Source organism: Rugamonas sp. FW305-51, from assembly GCF_058786935.1.
Genome location: NZ_JBYSZG010000009.1, coordinates 89953 through 109748 on the forward strand (window position 1 = coordinate 89953; position 19796 = coordinate 109748).

Consider the following 19796-nt stretch of genomic DNA (forward strand, 5'->3'; position numbering starts at 1 on the left):
ATTCCGCCACCGTCCCCCTGTTTTTTCTTTTTTTAACTGAAAGTGAATCCCCATGAAATTAGCTACCCTCCTTTCCTCCCTGTTGCTGGCCGTGTGCGCCGCCGGTACCGTGCAGGCCGCTCCTGACCTGGTCAAGGGCGAGAAGATCTACAAAGCCACCTGTCTCGCCTGCCACGGCGCCGGCGTGATGGGCGCCCCCAAGTTCGCCGACAAGGCAGCCTGGAAGCCGCGCGTGGCCAAGGGCCAGAAAGTGCTGTACACCAGCGCCCTGGACGGCTTCAAGATGATGCCACCGCGCGGCGGCAACGCGGCCCTGAAGGATGACGAGGTCAAGGCCGCCGTCGACTTCATAACGGCCAAGTCGATCTGACAGTGAAGGCGCTGCCGCTGCGGCGGCAGCATGATGCACACGGGACCGGGTCCGCCCGGTCCCTCACCGCAGGGAGGGCGCCAGCATGCAAGGTGCCGTGACAAGCAATATCGGAATGGCGCACCGTCCGCCGCCGCGTGGGCGGTGGCATCGGCTGGCCAAGTGGCTGCTGCCGCTGCTGGCGGCCGTGCTGTTGGCCGGCCTGTTGTCGGGCTGCGCCCGCGAATACCATACCTACAAGACCCAGGGCCACGTGTTCGGCACCGTGGTCGAGATCAGCATCTACGGCGAGACGCCGCAGCGGGCCGATGCCCTCAGCGCCGCCGTGCTCAAGGAATTCGACCGTCTGCACCACAAGCTGCACGCCTGGCAGCCCAGCATGCTGACGGGCCTGAACGACGCCATCGCGGCCGGCCAGCCGTTCGAGGCGGACGCGGAACTGGTGGGCCTGCTGCAATCGGCCGCCGTACTGTCGGCCCGCTCCGACTACCTGTTCAACCCGGCCATCGGCCATTTGATACGGCTGTGGGGCTTCCAGAGCAGCGACATCCACGACCTGGGGCCGGCTCCGGACGAGATCCGGCGCTGGGTGGCGGCCAATCCGCGCCTGTCGGACCTGCGCTACCAGGGCAATACCATCACCAGCACCAACCGCGCCGTGATGATAGACCTGGGCGGCTACGCCAAGGGTTACGCGCTGGACCGGGCGGCCCGCATCCTGCGCGACGCCGGCGTCAACGCGGCCCTCATCAACGTGGGCGGCAACATCCTGGCCATCGGCCAGCCCGGCAAGCGGCCGTGGCAGGTGGGCATCCGCGACCCGCGCGGCGACGGCACGCTGGCCACGCTGTCGCTGCGCGACAACGAGGCGATCGGCACCAGCGGCGACTATGAGCGCTATTTCATGAAGGATGGCAAGCGCCACCCCCACATCATCGACCCGCGCACGGGCGAGACGATAGACCTGGTGGCGTCCGTGACCGTGATCGCGTCCGGCGGCAGCGATCCCGGGCTGCGCTCGGACGGCAATTCCAAGCCCCTGTTCATCACTGGGCCGGCCGGCTGGGAAGCGATGGCCCAGCGCCTGGGCCTGAAGGAAGTGATGCTGGTCGATGCCCAGCATCACGTGGCCATGACGCCGGCCATGCGGGCCCGCATGGATGGCGGGCGGGTGCACTGAGGCGCGTCAGGCGGGCAGGGGGCGGGCCGCGTCATGCGGCGCGATGGCCACGCCGGGCAGCAGCAGGGTCAGCATGCTGCCACCCTGGCTGCGCGCCAGCACCATTTCACCACCCATGGCCGCCACCCGTTCCTTGATGGCGCGGATGCCGAAGGCGTCGGCCGTGGCCTGTTCCGCCTGCAGAATGCCGGCGCCGTCCGCGTGCAGCACGATGGTCATGGTGTCGGGCTTGAGGTTGAGCGACACCATCACTTCGCCGGCCCGCGCGAAGCAGGCGATGCTGGTCAGGGCCGCCTGCACCAGGCGGAACAGGCCGGAAGTCTGGCGTTCGTCGAGCAGGGCGTTGGCGCTGTCGTCGAGCACCTGCAGCCGGTAGCGCAGGCCGCTGCGCTGTTCCAGCTGGCCCAGCAGCCATTCGATGGCCGCGCACAGGCCCAGCTCCAGCGTGCTCGGATGCAGGTCGTTGATGATGGCGCGCACCGACTTGATGCTGGCGTCCAGCGTGGCCAGCACCTGGCCGGCCTGGCGGTGCAGCAGCGTGTGGTGGGCGGCCGTGCGCGCGTGCAGCTGGGCCACGTCCAGTTTCATGGCCAGCAGGTTCTGGCCCAGCTCATCGTGAATGTTGAGTGCGATGCGGCGCCGTTCGTCCTCGCGGATGCGGTCCTGGTGCAGCGTCATGGCCCGCAGCTGGTCCAGGGTGCGCTGCAGGGCCGCCTCGGCCCGCTTGCGGTCGGTGATGTCGAAGCACATGCCGATCAGCAGACGGGGCTGGCCGTCGGCGTCGAAGATGGGCTTCTTGAACGTTTCCATCTGGCGGTTTTCGGCGCGCGAGACGCACCACAGCAGCTCCTCGTTGACCACCAGTTGGCCGCCGGCGAAGGCGGCGCGGTCATTTTCCAGAAACCCCGCCATCTGCTCGGGCGGAAAATAGGCGTTGCCCTGATGACCAGACAGCAGGGAGAACGGCACGCCGAAGATGTCTTCGCAGGCCGCGTTCATCATCACGATGCGCGACTGGGCATCCTTGATGAACAGGGCGACGGGCATCATGGCGACGATTTCGCGCAACTGGAGGTCGGCGTCGGCATGGGCCAGCTCGGCGGCGCGATGGGCGGCGGCATCGGCCCGCTGGCGGACATCGGCCACATGGAGGCGCCACAACAGCAGGGCGGCCAGCGCCAGCAGGGCGTATCCCAGCAGATAGCCGGTGGCGGGCAGGGCCGTGTGGCCCCAAACGGCCCCGCCCAGCCATCCGGCCAGCAGCAGGGCTGCGCCGGTCGCAACCGGGCGCAGGAAGGGAGTCGACCAATTTTTCATGGCTGCAAATAATGGAGTGACAAGACGCGGCGTGCCGCCCGCACCTGGTCGCGGGGTGCAGCGGAATGTTGGCGTATTGTAATTCTATCTTTGCCGATTTGTCTTTCTTTTAATGTAACTAATGCCCTGAATTGGGGAGCAAAACCAGCGGGGTCAAACCAGAACCAGCGGGGTCAGATCTGGCAGAACCAGCGGGGTCAGATCTGGCAATCGGACACAAACTGAGCCGTACAGATGGATATGGCTCGGTTTGTGTCCGAATGTCGGATCTGACCCCGCTTTGTGACCCCGCTTTGTTTGTGTCAGATGGCCGGAACTGACCCCGCCTTTCCGACCCCGCTTTTCGTCGGGGTTAGCCCGTGTTGCGCAGGCCGGCTGCGACGCCGTTGATGGACAGGTGGATGCCGCGGTGCACGCGCTCGTCGACCTTGCCCGGCTCCTTGCTGAGGGCGCGGTGGCGCTTGATCAGCTCCACTTGCAGGTGGTTCAGCGGGTCGAGGTAGGCGAAACGGTTCTGGATCGAACGGGCCAGCAGCGGGTTGCCTGCCAGGCGCTCGGTGGCGCCCGTGATGCTTTGCAGGATGGCCAGCGTGTGGTCGTGCTCTTCCGTGATGCGCTTGAAGATGCGCTCGCGCAGTTCCTTGTCCTGCACCAGCTCGGCATAGCGCGAGGCGATCGCCATGTCGGTCTTGGCCAGCACCATGTCCATGTTCGACAGCAGGGTGGCGAAGAATGGCCATTGCTGGAACATGGCGCGCAGCTGGGCCACCCGCTCTTCTTGCTTGCCTTCCGCGATCCAGCCGCCGATGGCGCTGCCGAAGCCATACCAGCCGGGCAGCAGCAAACGGCACTGGCCCCACGAGAAGCCCCAGGGAATGGCGCGCAAGTCTTCGATGCGCTTGGTCGACTTGCGCGAGGCGGGCCGGGAACCGAGGTTCAATTCGGCGATCTCGGCGATCGGGGTGGCGGCGAAGAAGTAGTCGGTGAAGCCCGGCGTTTCATAGACCAGGTCGCGATACGCCTTGTAGGCGCGGTCGGAGATCTCGGCCATCACGGCTTCGAAGCCGCGCAGCTGCGCCTGGTGGGCGCTGTCTTCCGACTGCGGCATCAGGCTCGCTTCCAGCGTGGCGGCCACCAGCAGCTCCAGGTTGCGCCGGCCGATGTCCTTGTTGGAGAACTTGGAGGCGATGATTTCGCCCTGTTCCGTCAGGCGGATCTGGCCGTTGACGGTGCCGTGCGGCTGGGCCAGGATGGCCTCGTAGGATGGACCGCCGCCGCGGCCCACCGTGCCGCCCCGGCCGTGGAACAGGCGCAGCTTGACGCCGGCTTTCTCGAACACGGTCACCAGGTGGGTTTCGGCCTTGTACAGTTCCCAGTTCGACGTGAGGAAGCCGCCGTCCTTGTTGGAGTCCGAGTAGCCCAGCATGACTTCCTGGATCTGGCCCTGCTTGGCGATCAGCTGCTTGACCAGCGGCAGCGCCATCACCGCTTCCATGATGCCGGCCGCGCGCTGCAGGTCGGGAATGGTTTCGAACAGGGGGATGACCATCAGGTCCAGTTCCGCCTCGGCCAGGCGCAGCAAGCCCATTTCCTTTTGCAGCAGCAGCACTTCCAGCAGGTCGGACACGGTTTCCGTGTGCGAGATGATGTAGTTGCGGATCGCGCGCGCGCCGTAGCGGGCCCGGATCTGGCGCGCCGCGCGCAGGATGGTGAGCTCGGAATCGGTCTCGGCCGAGTACTCGATGTAGGGCGTGTACAGCAGGCGCGGCTGGCTCAGTTCGCTCAGCAGCAGGTCCACCTTGGCGTCCTCGTCCAGCTCGCTGTAGTGTTTCAGCACGCCGGCCTTGGCGAACAGTTCCGTCAGCACGCGCTCGTGCACGTCCGAACTCTGGCGCATGTCGAGCGAAGCCAGGTGGAAGCCGAAGATGTCGGCCGCCCGCTTGAGCGTCGACAGGCGCGGCTTGACCAGCATGCCGCCGTGGTGCGCGTCCAGCGAGTCGATCAGCACTTGCAGGTCGGCCGAGAATTCGGCCGACGCCCCGTACGGTTCGGCGTGGCCCACTTCCTTGCGCAGGATGTTGGTGGCGCCCAGCGCGCGGGCCGTGCTGGCCAGGCGGGCGTAGATGCCGATCAGGGCGCGCCGGTACGGCTCGTCGCTGCGGTGGTCGGAGGTGTCGGGCGAGCTATCGGCCAGGTGCTGCAACTGGGGGCTGCAGGCCACCATCAGGGTCGAGACGGACAGTTCGGCGCCGCAGGTGTGGGCCTCTTCCAGGTAGAAGTCGAGGATGGTGGTGGCATGCCGTTCCAGCGCGTGCTGCATGGTGCCGGCGTTGACGTTGGGGTTGCCGTCGCGGTCGCCGCCGATCCAGCTGCCCATCTGCACATAGGGCGCGTTGATGGCGCTGCCTTCGGTGGCCGGGTAGTGCTGGGCGATGTCGCTTTCGATGTCGTCGTACAGGCCGGGCAACTCGCGCAGGAAGGTGATGCGGTAGTAGGACAGGGCGTTTTCAATCTCGTCGGCCACGGTCAGCTTGGAGTAGCGCAGCATGCGGGTCTGCCACAACGTGGCCACGCGGGCGCGCAGCAGGTGCATGTTGGCGGCCCGCTCCTTGGGCGTGAGCGGCAGGTCGCGCTCGGCCAGCAGGCGGGCGATGTCGTGCTCGGCGTCGAGGATGGACTTGCGCTGCACTTCCGTCGGGTGGGCCGTCAGCACGGGGGCGATCAGGGCGTCCTGGAAGAAGGTCGACACGGTGTCCTGCGCCACGCCCGCTTCCTTGAGCTTGCACAGCGCGAAATTGATGCTGCCTTGCTGGGGCGCGGAACCGGCCAGCAGGTGGGCCCGGCGGCGGCGGATGTGGTGCTGGTCTTCCGCGATGTTGGCCAGGTGCGAGAAGTAGGAGAACGCGCGCACCACGGAGATGGTCTGCTCGCGGGTGAGAATTTTCAGCATGCCGTCCAGTTCCTTGGCCGCGCCGGCGTCCGCTTCGCGGCGGAAGCGCACGGCCGTCTGGCGGATGGTCTCGACCACGGCGAACACTTCCTCGCCTTCCTGGTCGCGCAGCACGTCGCCCAGCAGGCGGCCCAGCAGGCGGATGTCTTCCTTGAGCGGCGCGTCCTTGTCGGCCTGCGCGTCCACGCCCGGTTGTTCGTCTATTGCACTAGATTGTTTTGCCATGTGATGAGTCGCAAAATGTGATGAAAGTCGGTGCAAAGGCTTGTGGCCCGCTTCTGCAAGAAGGCGCGCGTGATAAAATTTGTGATCTTAAACATGCGCGAAATAACTGGCCTACGCCGGTTAGCGTCGGCTACAGCGAAAGAACTGGTTTTGAAAACTTCCGAATTGGTCCAACCTCTCCCGTCCAGATTAATCATCGCCTCGCGCGAAAGCCGCCTTGCCATGTGGCAAGCGGAACATGTACGCGACCGCTTGTCTGCATTATATCCGCAGTGTACGGTCGAGATTCTGGGAATGACGACCCGGGGCGACCAGATTCTTGACCGCGCGCTGTCCAAGGTGGGCGGCAAGGGCTTGTTCGTCAAGGAACTGGAAGTGGCCATGGCCGAAGGCCGGGCCGACCTGGCCGTGCACTCGCTCAAGGACGTGCCGATGGAGCTGCCGGAGGGCTTTGCCCTGGCCGCCGTGCTGGAGCGGGAAGACCCGCGCGACGCCTTCGTCTCCAACCACTACGCCTCGCTGGCCGACCTGCCGGCCGGCGCCGTGGTGGGCACCAGCAGCCTGCGCCGCCAGTCGCTGATCGCGGCCCGCTATCCCCACCTGGTGATCCAGCCGCTGCGCGGCAACCTCGACACCCGGCTGGGCAAGCTGGACCGGGGCGACTACGCGGCCATCATCCTGGCCGCCGCCGGCCTCAAGCGCCTGGGCTTGCCGCAGCGCATCCGCGCCCTGCTGGAGCCGGAAACGAGCTTGCCGGCCGCGGGGCAGGGCGCCATGGCCATCGAAATCGCCGAACGCAGCGACGGCCTGGATCTGCACGCCCTGCTGGCGCCCCTGAACCACACGGCGACGGCCCAGGCCGTGGCGGCCGAGCGCAAGGTGTCCAAGGTGTTCGGCGGCAGCTGCCAGATCCCGCTGGCCGCCTTCGCCACGGTGGATGGGGACCAGATGCGCCTGCGCGCCATGGTGGCCACGCCGGACGGCAGCCGCATGGCCAGCGCTGAAGTGAGCGGCCCGGCGTCCGCGCCGGAGCAGCTGGGCGAGCAGGTGGCCGCGCTGCTGCGGGCCCAGGACGCGGAAGCCATCCTGGCCGTATGCGCCACGGCGGCGCCGGCCGACGACCAGCCGGCCGCCTGACGCGGATGGCCGGCACGGTCATCATCACGCGGCCCCAAGCGCAGGCAGGGCCGCTGGCGGCCCGCATCGCCGCCATGGGCCGCGCGGTGGAAACGCTGCCGCTGCTGGAAATCGCGCCACTAGCCGATACGGCGCCGCTGCAGGCCGTGCTGGCCGGCCTGGCCGGCTATGCCATGGTGGCCTTCGTGTCGCCCAACGCCATCGACGCCGCCTTCGCCCATATCGCCCGCTGGCCGGACGGCGTGACGCTGGCCGTGCTGGGCGAGGGCAGCCGCGCCGCGCTGGCCGCGCACGGCGTCACGCCGGCCAATGCCACCATCGTCAGCCCGGCCGACACGGCCCACAGCGACTCCGAGCACTTGCTGCAGACGCTGGACCTGGCGGCCCTGCGCGGGCGCCGGGTGCTGATCGTGCGCGGTGAGCAGGGGCGCGAACTGATGGCCGACGGCCTGCGCGCGGCCGGCGCCGACGTCACCGTGGTGGCGGCCTACCGGCGCGCCGTGCCGGCCCTGACTCCGGCCCTGGCGGCCACCCTGCGCCGCCTGCTGGCCCAGCCCAACGACTGGATCATCACCAGTTCGGAAGCGCTGCGCGGCCTGATGGGCCTGCTGGAACAGCTGGCACGGCAAGACAGTGCTGGCGCAGACCACGCTAAATATGTTGTAATGATGCAACGCCAACATTTGATTATCCCGCACGCCCGAATTGCCGAAACGGCAAACAATTTGGGCTTTACCCGACTGACGCTCACAGGATCAGGCGACGAACGACTGCTCGCCGCGCTACAATCACACCCATGAACGAATTGCCTACATTACCTGAACCTGTCGCCGCGCCCGGCCCGGCCGCGGAATTGCCGCCTACGCCGCCCACGCCGCCGTCGCCCAGCTGGGTCGAGACCCTGCTGCAACCGCAAGTGCTGGGCTGCGCCGTGGTGGCGCTCGGCATCGTGGTGGCCGGCCAGACCTGGTCCAGCCACGCCCAAGTGCGCAACCTGCGCGAGGAGATGGCGCGCCGGCTGCAAAAGAACGATGCCTCGAACGCGGAGACGGGCACCCTGGCCCGCACCGTGCAGGAGTCGAGCAAGGAACTGCAGGGCAAGGTCGCGCTGCTCGAATCGAAGCAGGTGGAAGCCCAGAGCCAGCAGCTGGCGCTGGAACAGCTGTACCAGGACCTGTCCAAGAACCGCGACGAGTGGGCCCTGACGGAAATCGAGCAAGTGCTGTCGACGGCCAGCCAGCAGCTGCAACTGGCCGGCAACGTGCCGGGCGCCCTGATCGCGCTGCAGAACGCCGACCGCAGCCTGTCGCGTTCCGACAAGCCCCAGTTCATCACCATCCGCCGCGCCATCGCCAAGGACATGGACAAGCTCAAGGCCCTGCCCAGCGTCGATTCCGTCGGCCTGGCCCTGCGCCTCGATAACGTGATCGCCCAGATCGACCTGCTGCCCATGCTGGCCGACGAGAAGCCTACCCTGCCGGCGCCGCCCGAGAAGAAGGCGGTCAAGGCCAAGGCGGGCGGCAAGCCTGCCGCGCCGGCCGAAGCGCCCAGCCCGTGGCTGCTCAAGCTGCAGGACGTGTGGACCAGCTGGAGCACCGACATGTGGACCGACGTGCGCCAGCTGATCCGCGTGCGCAGCGTGGAAACGCCGGACGCGCTGATGCTGTCGCCGACGCAGGCCTACTTCCTGCGCGAGAACCTCAAGCTGCGCCTGCTCAACGCGCGCATGGCCCTGCTGTCGCGCAATGAAGGGGCGTTCCGCAGCGACCTGATCGCCGCCCAGGATGCGCTGGTCAAGTACTTCGACACCCGCGCCAAGTCCACCCAGACCGTGCAGGCGCTGCTGCGCCAGGTCCAGGGCAGCAACCTCGCCATCGAGATGCCGACCCTGGCCGACAGCCTGAACGCCGTCCGCAACTACAAGGCGAAGCCATAACCATGCGTTTATTTCTCTGGTTAGTGGCCTTGATGGCCGCCGCCATCGGCATCGCCGTGACGGCACGATTCAACCCGGGCAATGTGGTGCTGTTCTATCCGCCGCACCGCATCGACCTGTCGCTGAACTTCTTCGTGGTGCTGGAAGTGGCGCTGTTCGCGCTGCTCTATGTGCTGATCCGCGCCTTCCGCGCCACCCTCAAGATGCCGGCCCGGGTGGCCGCCTACCGCCAGCGCAAGCGTGAGCGCGACGGCAACAAGGGCTTGCGCGAAGCGCTCAAGGCCCTGTTCGAAGGCCGTTTCGGCCACGCGGAAAAAGCGGCCGCCCGCGCCGCCGAGCTGGAAGAAAACGCCGGCGTGGCGGCCCTGATCGGCGCCCGCGCCGCGCACCGCATGCGCCAGGCCGAGCGCCGCGACAGCTGGCTGGCCCGCTTGCAGGGCGACGCCGCCATGAAGACGGCGCGCCTGATGACGATGACGGAACTGCTGGTGGACGACCACCAGCCGGAGGCGGCACTGCAGGCCGTGGCGGAATTGAACGCCAGCGGCACGCGCCACATCCACGCCCTGCAATGGTCGCTCAAGGCCCAGCAGCAGGCCAAGAACTGGCCCGAAGTGCTGCGCCTGGTGCGCTCGCTCGACAAGCACCGCGCCCTGCATCCGGCCCTGTCGGCCCGCTTGCGCGAGATGGCCTACGAAGACATGCTGGCCGATAACGGCCACGACGCCGAATCGCTGCTGCGCGTGTGGGCCACCGTGCCCTCGGCCGACCGCATCAAGCCCTTCGTCGCTTCGCGCGCCGCCACAGCCCTCAACGCCCGCGGCCTGCACGACGAGGCGCGCCTGGTGGCCGAGGAATCGCTGGCGGCCGACTGGGACGAGCGCGTGGTGCGCGCCTACCGTGAAGCGGCCGCGCCGGCCGGTACGCCCGCGCTGCTGCTGCAGATCGAGCATTGCGAAAAATGGGTGGCCCAGCGTCCGGCCGACGCCGAGCTGGCGCTGACCCTCGGTTCCCTGTGCCTGAAGCAGAAGCTGTGGGGCAAGGCCCAGCGCTACCTGGAGCAAGCCCTGTCAGACGCGGGCGACGCCCGCATGGTGCGCGAAGCCCACCTCAAGCTGGCCCAGCTGCATGAAGCGTTGCAGCAACCGGAAGAGGCGGCCAGCCATTTCCGGCAGTGCGCCCTGGCCACCATCCTGTAACACCGCAACCCGTCCCCGCGACGGGTTTTTTGTGCCCGCCGCCGGGCCGGTGGGCCATGCTGGCATGGCGCCCTTACGGCTTGCTGACGTGCCTGTTTTTTGTGCTGCGTCGCACAAGCGGGCACGCTTTCGCTATAATGACGCGGTTAAACCATCTGCCTGCATAACAAGGAAACCCCATGAGCTTGAATAAAGTGCCTTCCGGCCGCGATTTGCCTAACGATTTCAACGTGATCATCGAAATCCCGATGAACGCCGATCCGATCAAGTACGAAGTGGACAAGGAGTCCGGCGCCATCTTCGTCGACCGTTTCATGGGCACGGCCATGCACTACCCATGCAACTACGGCTACGTGCCCAACACGCTGTCGGCCGACGGCGACCCGGTCGACGTGCTGGTGATCACCCCGTTCCCGCTGATCCCCGGCGTGGTGGTGCGTTGCCGTCCGATCGGCGTGATGAAGATGACCGACGAATCCGGTGAAGACGCCAAGGTGCTGGCCGTGCCGGTCGACAAGGTGCTGTCCATCTACAGCCACTGGCAGAAGCCGGAAGACCTGAACGAACTGCGCCTGCGCCAGATCACCCACTTCTTCGAGCACTACAAGGACCTGGAGAAGGGTAAATGGGTCAAGATCGACGGCTGGTACGGTCCGGAAGAAGCGAAAGCTGAAATCCTGAGCGGCGTTGCCAGCTACAAGAAGGAAAATCCGGAAGGCTAAGCCGCCGGCATGCAGACGACGGGCGCCCACGGGCGCCCGTTGTGTTTTTGGAGGGGGCGCCATGGCGTGCGCCGTCGCTTGTTCTACCTTAACTTGTTTTACTTTATAGTAATTGTCGTCGCGCTAACGTAATATAACGGCTGAGGTCACGTACGGAGGTTGCCAGCAACCGGCATGACCGCGTTGCACCGCCTGATTACGACTGGAAGTCCGTGAGCGCCTTATTCGACTACGAGATCATCGAACCACTGCATGCCAGTGCCCGTTCCCTGGTCTACCGCGCCCGCTCCACGGCCGAACGGGCGCCGCTCATCGTCAAGATACCCAACACGGATTGTCCCTCGCACGAGGAAGTGACCCGCTTCAAGCGCGAATTCGCGCTGGCGCGGCGCTGCGCCCATCCCGGCGTCGTGCGTCCGCTGGCGCTGGCGCAGCAGGGCGGGCGCTGGGTCATGCTGCAGGAAGACATAGGCGGCACCGCCCTCAGCGTGCTGCTGCGCGACCGCGCCGCCGTCCAGCAGCCCGGCCTGGCCCTGGACGATTTTTTCGCCATCGCGCTGCAGCTGTGCGCCGCGCTCGACGCCGTCCATGGCCAAGGCATCATCCACAACGACATCACCCCGTCCAACCTGGTATGGAACGGCGCCCGGCGCCAGCTGCAGCTGATCGACTTCGGCATCGCCGGCGAGCTGGCGCAGGAAGTGCAGGGCATCGTCCACCCCTATGCGCTGGAAGGCACCTTGCCCTACATGGCGCCCGAGCGCACGGGGCGCATGAACCGGCGGGTCGACTACCGGGCCGATTATTACGGACTGGGCGCCACCTGGTATGAGCTGCTGACGGGCCAGCCGCCGTTCGCCGGCGACGCCATGGAGCTGGTGCACAGCCACATCGCCCGCGTGCCCGACTGGTCGCATCCGGCCCTGGCCGGCGGACCGGCGGGGCTGACCGACATCCTGCGCCGCCTGCTGGCCAAGAACGCCGAGCAGCGCTACCAGACCCTGCACGCGCTGGCGCTGGACGTGCAGGCTTGCCGCGCGGGTGCGGGCGGGGATGCGGGCGGCCCTGTGCTGCCGCTGGCCGGACTGGCGGACCGCCACCGGCCGTTCAATGTGTCGCAGCGCCTGTATGGGCGCGAGCGCGAAACGGCGGCGCTGCTGGCCGCCTTCGAGCGCAGCGCCGCCGGCACCAGCGAACTGCTGCTGGTGGCCGGTCCGGCCGGCAGCGGCAAGTCGGCCGTGGTGGACGAGGTGCAGCCGGCCATCGTGGCGCGGCGCGGCTGTTTCCTGTCGGGCAAGTTCGACCAGTACCGGCGCGACGTGCCCTATGCGCCGCTGATCCAGGCCTTCCAGGAACTGCTGCGCCAGTTGTTGAGCGAACCGGAGCAGGACTTGCGGCGCTGGGGCGAGCGCCTGCGCACGGCGCTGGGCGACAGCCTGGGCGTGCTGGCGCAGCTGATACCCGAGCTGGCGCTGGTGGCCGGCCCCGCCGATGCCGATGCCGCTGCAGGTACCGCGCTGGCCCCGGACCAGGCCCAGGCCAGGCTAGACCGCGCCTTCCAGCGCCTGGTCCAGGTGTTCGGCACGGCCGACCATCCGCTGGTGCTGTTCCTGGACGACCTGCAGTGGGCCGACCCGCCCACGCTGCGCCTGGTGGAGCTGTTCCTGCGCGAGCGCGAGCAGGGCCACATGCTGCTGATTGGCGCCTGCCGCGACAATGAAGTGACGCCCGCCCATCCGCTGACGGGCTTGTGCGAGCGGCTGCATCGGCAGGGGGCGCGGGTGACGCGGCTGGCGCTGGCGCCGCTCGACGAGGCCGACGTGACCCGGCTGGTGGCCGACAGCCTGCACGTGCCGGCCGATGCGGCAGTGCCGCTGGCCAGGCTGTGCCAGCGCAAGACGGGCGGCAACCCGTTCTTCCTCAACCAGTTCCTGCATGCCATCCACGACGCCGGGCAGCTGCATTACCAGCCGGCCCAGGATTGCTGGCGCTGGGACCTGGCCGTGCTGGAGCAGGCCGCCTACACGGACAACGTGGTCGAGCTGCTGGTGGAGAAGATACGCCGCCTGCCGCCGGCCACCCAGCAGCTGCTGCAGCTGGCGGCGGCCGTCGGCAACCAGTTCCGGCTCGATACGCTGGCCGTGCTGGTGGACGCGGCCCCGGCCCGGGTCCAGCAAACCCTGTGGCCGGCGCTGCAGGCGGGCCTGATCCAGCCGCGCGACCTGCGCTACAAATACCTGGACCCGGACGCGACCGGCACCGACGTCAGCTACCGCTTCCTGCACGACCGCGTGCAGCAGGCCGCCTATGCGCTGGTCGAGCCGGACGCGCGGGCGGCGCTGCACCTGCGCATCGGCCGCCTGCTGCTGGCCCATGCGGACGAACGCCGGCTCGAGGAGGAGCTGTTTGCCATCGTCGAGCAGTGCAACGCCGGCCGCGCGCTGGTGGAGGACGGCCAGGAACGGATAGCGCTGGCGCGGCTCAATTGCCGGGCCGGCATCAAGGCGCGCCGTTCGGCCGCCTTCCAGGCCACGCTGGAACACATGGCGATCGGGCTGGCGCTGCTGCCCGAGCAGGCCTGGCACAGCCACGGCGCGCTGTGGCTGGAGCTGCAGCTGGGCGCGGCCGAAGCGGCCTACCTGTGTGGCCAGTTCGAGCGGGCCGAGGCCATCTATCCGCTGCTGATGGCGCGCTGCCCGGCGCCGCTGGACCAGGTGCGCTGCGTGGCCGTCCAGGCCCACCAGTACCAGCTGCAGGGCCGGCTGCTGGACGCCATCGCCGTGCTGCGGGCCGGGCTGGCGCTGCTGGGCATGCCCATCGCCCACGGCGTGGCCGAGCTCACCGCCCGCTCCGACGCCCTGTACGGCGAGATCGAGCGCCATCCGCTGGCGCGCGACACGCAGGCCTTGCTGGCGGCCGCCGAACTCGAAGAAGGCCCCGCCCTGGCCGCCATGCAGATGATGCAGTCGATGTGGATGGCCGCCTACTACGCGGGGCAGCAGGAGCTGAGCGTGCACATGGTGCTGTCGATGACGCGGCTGTCGATGCAGCAGGGCACCAGCGATTTCAGCGCCGTGGCCTATGTCGGCCATGCCCTGATGCTGGCCCTGCGCACGGGCGACATGGACCTGGCCTACCGCTTCGGCGAGATGGCGCTGGCGCTGGCCCGGCGCCGCGCCAATCTGCAGACCCGCACCCTGACCGGGCTGATGTTCGCGGCCCTGTGCAACCACTGGGTCCGTTCCCTGCGCAGCTCCGACGTTTTATACGACGAAGCGTTCGGCTGGGCGCTCGACATCGCCGACTACGTGCAGGTGGGCGTGGTGGCGGCCGTGCGCGCCACGGACCGCCTGATCCTGGGCGACTACCTGCCTGAACTGAAGCTGTCCATCGCCCACGACTTGCTCTTGATGCGCAGCAACGGCCAGCAAGCCATGGCCGACTGCTGCGTGGCGGCCGCCGTGCAGCCCATCAAATGCCTGATGGGCCAGACGCCGGACGGCAGCAGCTACGACGACGACGGTTTCAACGAAGCCCGTTTCCTGGAGCGCTACGGCGACTCGCGCCTGTTCCGCGCCTATTTCCTGCAGGGCAAAATACGCAATGCCTGGCTGTTCGACGGCGCCGACGCGGAAGCGCTGGCCGGCCAGCTGGACCTGGTGGCGCAGATGATGCGGGGCCAGGCCAAGGTGCCCGACGCCACCTTCTACACCGCCCTGATCTGGATCCGGGCCTTGCGGCGCGACCCGCGCCGGGCCGACGCCGACGCCATCCGCGCCCGCATCGGCGCGCTGCAGGACAGCCTGGCGCGCTGGGCGACGCTGGGCCCGGCCCTGTTCGTGGCGCGCCACTGCCTGGTGCTGGCCGAACTGGCCCGCAGCGAACAGGACCTGGCGCTGGCTACCCAGCATTACCAGCGCGGCATGGACGCGGCGGCCGGCTGCGTGCCGCTGCAGGCGCTGGGCAACGAATTGTGCGGCGAATGCTGGCTGGAGCAGGGCCAGCCCCGGGTGGCGGCCGTCTACCTGAGTGACGCGCTGGCGCGCTACCGGCAGTGGGGCGCGGACGGCAAGGCCAGCGAGCTGAACGTCCGGCATGGCGCCATGCTGGCCACGCCGGCGGCGGCCGGGACGGCCGCGCGCGCCCCGTCCATGCCGGGCTGGAGCACGCGTAGCCGGGGCGGCGCCAATGCGGAACTGGATCTGATGACACTGCTCAAGGCGGCCCAGGCCCTGTCGCACGAGATCGGCCTGGGCAATGTGCTGCGGCGCCTGATCGCCATCGTCTGCGAGAATTCCGGCGCCCAGGTGGCGCGCCTGCTGCTGCTCGAGGACGATGCCTGGCAGCTGGAGGCGGAAGCGGTGGACGGCGTGACGGCCGTGCTGCAGGCGCGGCCGGTGGACTTCGATGCGGCCAGCGATTCCCAGTTCCCCCTGTCGCTGTTGCGCTACGTGATGCGGACCGGGGTCGAAGTCATCGAGGACAATCTGGCCGGCTCGGCCCGTTTTGCCGCCGATCCCTATGGACGCCAGCCGGGCCCGCGTTCCGTCATGTGCCTGCCGATCCGGCAGGCCGGCCGGCTCGACGGCATCCTCTACCTGGAGAACCGGCTGGCCGAGGGCACGTTCACGGCGGCGCGGGTGGAATTCCTGCGCATCCTGTGCGCCCAGGCCATCGCCTCGATCGCGCATGCCCGGCTGTACGACAGCCTGGAGCAGCGGGTGGCCGAGCGCACGGCCCTGCTGGAAGAGGCCAACGCCCGGCTGGTGGCGCTGTCGGCCACGGATGGCCTGACGGGGCTGGCCAACCGCCGCCATTTCGACGAAGTGCTGCGCAACGAATGGGCCCGCGCCCGCCGCGCCGGCCAGCCGCTGGCCGTGGTCATGATCGACGTCGACTACTTCAAGAGCTACAACGACCGCTATGGCCACCAGCGCGGCGACGACTGCCTGATCCGGGTGGCGCTGGCGCTGCGCAACGGGGCGCGCCGCGCCAGCGACCTGGTGGCCCGTTATGGCGGCGAGGAATTCGCCATCGTGCTGGCCAACGCCGGCGCGGCCGAGGCCATGCAGGTGGGCGAGACGCTGCGGGCCGCCATCGAGCAACTGGCCATCGCGCACGAGGCGGCGCCGGCCGCCACCGTCACCATCAGCGTCGGCGTGGCCGTCGCGGAAGGGGCGGCCGCGGGCGACACGGATGCGCTGTTGCGCCTGGCCGATACGGCCCTGTACCAGGCCAAGCATGGCGGGCGCAATCGCGTGCTGCTGGCCGATGACGATGCCGCGCCGCCGGTCCGGCTGCACGGCTAGCGGCGGGCGCGCGGTGGGCACCGGGGCCGCCCGGCTCCGGCGCGATGGCGGCTGGCCTGGCGTACAAAGAGCGTTACATTCCTGAAATTGCCAGTTGTCCCGGAGTGGCGTAGCATGCGCCGGCGGCACACCGTATGCCACTTAATAAACGCTTAAGCTTAAGAACCAGACACTGGAGATCCATGACTACCCCCGTCCCAACCTATACGCAGACGCGCTCGTTCGCGACGATCGCGCTGATCGAACTGTGGGAGCGCTTCGGCTATTACGGCATGCAGGCGCTGATCGTCTACTTCATGGTGCAGCGCCTGGGCTTTGACGATAGCCGCGCCAACCTGGTGTGGAGTGCCTTTTCCGCCCTGGTCTACGTCTCGCCCGCCATCGGCGGCTGGGTCGGCGACAAGGTGCTGGGCACCAAGCGCTGCATGATGCTGGGCGCCCTGATCCTGAGCATAGGCTATGGCTTGATGGCCATCCCGAGCGAAAACACGTGGCAGATCTTTTCCGCGCTGGGCGTGATCGTGGTCGGCAACGGCCTGTTCAAGCCCAACACGGCCAACCTGGTGCGCAAGATTTATGAGGGTGACGATTCCAAGATCGACAGCGCCTTCACGCTCTATTACATGTCCGTCAATGTCGGCTCCACCGTGTCCATGCTGGCCACGCCGTGGGTCAAGGACTATGTCAACGAGCACTACGGCAGCGGCCTGGGCTGGCACATGGCGTTCGCCGTGTGCAGCGTGGGCCTGGTGGTGGGCCTGTTCACGGTGCTGTCCATGCGCCAGACGCTGGACCGGGTCGGTTCCCGGCCCGATGAGTTGCCGCTCGATATACGGCGCCTGCTGATGGTGCTGGGCGGGGGCGTGGTGGCCATCGTCTGCGCGGCCGTCATCCTGCAATACCAGAGCGTGGCACGGGCCTTCGTCTATGTGGCCGGCTTCGTCGTGCTGGGCATTTTCGTCTACCTGATCCGCAAGAGCGAGGTGAGCGAACGGGCCGGCCTGATCGCGGCCCTGGTGCTGATGATGCAGACCGTGTTCTTCTTTATTTTCTATCAACAGATGTCGACCTCGCTGTCGCTGTTCGCGCTGCGTAACGTCAATGGCGACTTCCAGCTGCTGGGCACGCATTTGTGGACCTGGGCGCCGGCCCAGTTCCAGGCCTTGAATCCGATCTGGATCATGCTGCTGAGCCCCGTGCTGGCCTGGGCCTACGCCAGGGCCGGACGCAGCGGCAAGGATTTGTCGATCGCCGGCAAGTTCGCGCTGGGCTTTTCCATCGTCGCCATCGGCTTCTTCATCTACGGCGTGGCCGGCCAGTTCGCCGTGGGCGGCAAGGCGTCGGCCTGGGTCATGATCGCCGGCTACGGCTTCTATTCGCTGGGCGAACTGCTGGTGGGCGGGCTGGGCCTGGCCGTGATGGCGCGCTACGTGCCGGAGCGCATGGGCGGCTTCATGATGGGCGCCTATTTCGTCGCCGTCGGCATTTCCCAGTACTTGGGCGGGGTGGTGGCCAATTTCGCCAGCGTGCCCAAGGATATCGTCGATCCCGTGCTGACCTTGCCCATTTACACCAACCTGTTCACCAAGCTGGGCTTTGGTGCCGTCGTCTGCACCGCCATCGCGCTGGCCGCGCTGCCCATGATGCGCCGCCTGACGGCCGCCCACCAGGCGCACAGCTGAACGCGGCCGTGACGGCCCCGCGCCGCCCGCCGGTCTTGCCGGCCGGCGGCGTTTTTCGTCTCAGGAGCTGATCCCAATCACTATTTTTTATACCGTGCGCGGGGCCGGCGGCGCATACTGAACGTTCCGATACATGCCGTCCGCAGCAGCGCGACGGCAGGCTATGCTGACGAAAGGAGGCTGGAAATGACGGTCGCGAAAATCGAGAAGGCGGAATGGCACAGCTATTTCGACCGCGTCTCCAAGGAGCTGGAAGGCAAGAGCGTCGAAATCGACGTCGAGGCAATGTCGCTGGGCAGCCAGGTGGAGCAGGAGTGGATACCCCTGCTGGGCCTGACGTACGAGCCGCGCGACGACATCCTGAGCGTGATGGTGGAAGGCTTGAACCACTTGATCCGGGCGCCGCGCACGGTCTATGTCGATATCGAGCTGGGGCAAGTGAGCAGCATGGAAGTGGTCGATAGCGAAGACTACCGCCACATCCTCAAGCTCAGCGACCCCCTGCGCTTGACGGCGCCGCACTGACGCGGCAGCCGTTGGGTCCGGGCTGGTCGCGGAACGGGTTGCGTTCGTTCAGCTCGTCGAGATAGGCATCGATGCCGCCCCCTTCGCGCGCCAGGAAGCGCTCGATGGCGTCGGCAAAGGCGGGATGGGCCAGCCAGTGGGCCGACCAGGTCTTTTGCGGCAGGAAGCCGCGGGCCAACTTGTGCTCGCCCTGCGCACCGCCTTCGAAGGTGGCGATGCCTTGCGCGATGCAGAACTCCAGCGGCTGGTAATAGGCCGTCTCGAAATGCAGGCAGGGGATGTGCTCCAGCGCGCCCCAGTAGCGGCCGTACAGCGTGTCGGCCGTGTGGAATACGAGCGAGGACGCCACCGGCCGCCCATCGCGCTCGGCCACCACCAGCATGACGTTGTCCGGCATGGTGCGGCCTATGCGCAGGAAGAAATCCAGGTTCAGGTAGGGCGACGAGCGGTGCTCGGCATAGGTGTTGGCGTAGCAGCGGTGGAACAGGCGCCAGTCCGCTTCCGTGATGGCGGCGCCGCGCAGCTGGCGCAGCGTCACGCCCGCCTCGCGCACCTTGCGCCGCTCGGCGCGGATGTTCTTGCGCTTCTTGTGTTCCAGCGTGGCCAGGAACTGTTCGAAGTCCGCGTAGCCGCCGTTGAGCCAATGGAACTGCACGCCGCTGCGCAGCATGAAACCGGCTTCCTGCAGCTGGCGCGCCTGCTCCTCGGGCGGAAACAGGATGTGGGTGGACGACATGCCGGCCGCTTCCTGCTGGGCACACAGCAGTTCGACCAGGGCGGCCCGTTCGGCCGGCCCGCGCGCCAGCAGGCGCGCGCCCGTCACGGGCGTGAAGGGGATGGCCGACAGCAGCTTGGGATAGTATTCCAGCCCGTTGCGCTGGTAAGCGTCAGCCCAGGCCCAGTCGAACACATATTCGCCGTAGGAATGGGATTTGACGTAGAGCGGCATGGCCGCCGCCAGCACCGGCCCGTCCCACAGCACCAGGTACTGGGGCTGCCAGCCCGTATCGGTGCAGGCCGCGCCCGATTCGTGCAGTGCATGCAGGAAGGCGTAGGACAGGAAGGGGTTGGCATCGCCCTGGGCCGCCAGCAAGGCCGTCCAGGCCGCTTCGCCCACGTCGGCAAGAGAAGAAACGATACCCGTGCGATAATTCATCTGTTGCCCGCTCATCATGTTTGCACTATCCCGGCTGACCAGAGTGGCATTCTACGCAAAATATTCCGTCACCGCCGGACGAGCGGGC

At 67.6% G+C, this 19796-nt stretch carries 13 protein-coding genes; 10 read left to right on the top strand and 3 right to left on the bottom strand.

The genetic code is table 11. The annotated features are described in order from the left end of the window. Nucleotides 1-52 precede the first annotated feature (52 nt). Nucleotides 53-370, top strand: coding sequence for a c-type cytochrome (locus tag AC3WOS_RS09030; protein ID WP_492715576.1), 318 nt, complete (start codon nucleotides 53-55; stop codon nucleotides 368-370). Nucleotides 371-485: 115 nt separating this feature from the next. Then, complete coding sequence (locus AC3WOS_RS09035) at nucleotides 486-1550, top strand: FAD:protein FMN transferase (RefSeq protein ID WP_492715577.1); 1065 nt, start codon at nucleotides 486-488, stop codon at nucleotides 1548-1550. 6 nt (nucleotides 1551-1556) lie between these two features. Here the strand turns inward: AC3WOS_RS09035 and AC3WOS_RS09040 are convergent, their stop codons facing one another. Continuing rightward, the gene (locus tag AC3WOS_RS09040) at nucleotides 1557-2867 is read right to left on the bottom strand and encodes a PAS domain-containing sensor histidine kinase (RefSeq protein WP_492715578.1); all 1311 of its coding nucleotides are present in this window, start codon (nucleotides 2865-2867) and stop codon (nucleotides 1557-1559) included. Nucleotides 2868-3219: 352 nt separating this feature from the next. Next, the gene (ppc, locus tag AC3WOS_RS09045) at nucleotides 3220-6042 is read right to left on the bottom strand and encodes a phosphoenolpyruvate carboxylase (protein ID WP_492715579.1); all 2823 of its coding nucleotides are present in this window, start codon (nucleotides 6040-6042) and stop codon (nucleotides 3220-3222) included. A gap of 93 nt (nucleotides 6043-6135) precedes the next feature. On the opposite strand from ppc, the gene hemC reads away from it, so the two are divergent. The 8 genes from hemC to AC3WOS_RS09085 all read left to right on the top strand — a co-directional run bounded on the left by hemC (nucleotide 6136) and on the right by AC3WOS_RS09085 (nucleotide 18552). Then, nucleotides 6136-7179, top strand: a complete 1044-nt coding sequence (gene hemC, locus AC3WOS_RS09050; protein ID WP_492715580.1) for a hydroxymethylbilane synthase — start codon at nucleotides 6136-6138, stop codon at nucleotides 7177-7179. 5 nt (nucleotides 7180-7184) lie between these two features. Then, entirely contained in the window at nucleotides 7185-7979 is a 795-nt protein-coding gene (locus AC3WOS_RS09055) for a uroporphyrinogen-III synthase (protein ID WP_492715581.1), read from the top strand. Beyond that, on the top strand, nucleotides 7976-9115 hold the full coding sequence (locus AC3WOS_RS09060) for a uroporphyrinogen-III C-methyltransferase (protein ID WP_492715582.1): 1140 nt from the start codon (nucleotides 7976-7978) through the stop codon (nucleotides 9113-9115). Before AC3WOS_RS09055 ends, AC3WOS_RS09060 begins: the two co-directional genes overlap by 4 nt. A gap of 2 nt (nucleotides 9116-9117) precedes the next feature. Next, nucleotides 9118-10314 carry a heme biosynthesis protein HemY gene (locus tag AC3WOS_RS09065; protein WP_492715583.1) on the top strand — a complete coding sequence of 399 codons (1197 nt, stop codon included), beginning with the start codon at nucleotides 9118-9120 and terminating at the stop codon, nucleotides 10312-10314. 179 nt (nucleotides 10315-10493) lie between these two features. Next, the gene (ppa, locus tag AC3WOS_RS09070) at nucleotides 10494-11036 is read left to right on the top strand and encodes an inorganic diphosphatase (RefSeq protein ID WP_492715584.1); all 543 of its coding nucleotides are present in this window, start codon (nucleotides 10494-10496) and stop codon (nucleotides 11034-11036) included. A 212-nt stretch (nucleotides 11037-11248) separates the two neighbouring features. After that, nucleotides 11249-16345, top strand: coding sequence for a diguanylate cyclase (locus AC3WOS_RS09075; protein ID WP_492715585.1), 5097 nt, complete (start codon nucleotides 11249-11251; stop codon nucleotides 16343-16345). Between the two features lie 182 nt (nucleotides 16346-16527). Then, nucleotides 16528-18027 carry a peptide MFS transporter gene (locus tag AC3WOS_RS09080; protein ID WP_492715586.1) on the top strand — a complete coding sequence of 500 codons (1500 nt, stop codon included), beginning with the start codon at nucleotides 16528-16530 and terminating at the stop codon, nucleotides 18025-18027. 186 nt (nucleotides 18028-18213) lie between these two features. Next, nucleotides 18214-18552: a DUF5335 family protein gene (locus AC3WOS_RS09085; protein ID WP_492715587.1), complete on the top strand. Its 339-nt coding sequence runs from the start codon at nucleotides 18214-18216 to the stop codon at nucleotides 18550-18552. Here the strand turns inward: AC3WOS_RS09085 and AC3WOS_RS09090 are convergent. Continuing rightward, nucleotides 18518-19708 (bottom strand): GNAT family N-acetyltransferase, encoded by a 1191-nt coding sequence (locus AC3WOS_RS09090; protein WP_492715637.1) that lies wholly within the window; start codon nucleotides 19706-19708, stop codon nucleotides 18518-18520. The genes AC3WOS_RS09085 and AC3WOS_RS09090 overlap by 35 nt on opposite strands. Between the last annotated feature and the right edge of the window lie 88 nt (nucleotides 19709-19796).

Coding starts and splice junctions, on each gene's coding strand:
- AC3WOS_RS09090 (WP_492715637.1), bottom strand. CDS start 19,708: ATGAATTATCGCACGGGTATCGTTTCTTCTCTTGCCGACGTGGGCGAA.
- AC3WOS_RS09085 (WP_492715587.1), top strand. CDS start 18,214: ATGACGGTCGCGAAAATCGAGAAGGCGGAATGGCACAGCTATTTCGAC.
- ppc (WP_492715579.1), bottom strand. CDS start 6,042: ATGGCAAAACAATCTAGTGCAATAGACGAACAACCGGGCGTGGACGCG.
- AC3WOS_RS09035 (WP_492715577.1), top strand. CDS start 486: ATGGCGCACCGTCCGCCGCCGCGTGGGCGGTGGCATCGGCTGGCCAAG.
- AC3WOS_RS09040 (WP_492715578.1), bottom strand. CDS start 2,867: ATGAAAAATTGGTCGACTCCCTTCCTGCGCCCGGTTGCGACCGGCGCA.
- AC3WOS_RS09080 (WP_492715586.1), top strand. CDS start 16,528: ATGACTACCCCCGTCCCAACCTATACGCAGACGCGCTCGTTCGCGACG.
- AC3WOS_RS09030 (WP_492715576.1), top strand. CDS start 53: ATGAAATTAGCTACCCTCCTTTCCTCCCTGTTGCTGGCCGTGTGCGCC.
- ppa (WP_492715584.1), top strand. CDS start 10,494: ATGAGCTTGAATAAAGTGCCTTCCGGCCGCGATTTGCCTAACGATTTC.
- AC3WOS_RS09065 (WP_492715583.1), top strand. CDS start 9,118: ATGCGTTTATTTCTCTGGTTAGTGGCCTTGATGGCCGCCGCCATCGGC.
- hemC (WP_492715580.1), top strand. CDS start 6,136: ATGCGCGAAATAACTGGCCTACGCCGGTTAGCGTCGGCTACAGCGAAA.
- AC3WOS_RS09060 (WP_492715582.1), top strand. CDS start 7,976: ATGAACGAATTGCCTACATTACCTGAACCTGTCGCCGCGCCCGGCCCG.
- AC3WOS_RS09055 (WP_492715581.1), top strand. CDS start 7,185: ATGGCCGGCACGGTCATCATCACGCGGCCCCAAGCGCAGGCAGGGCCG.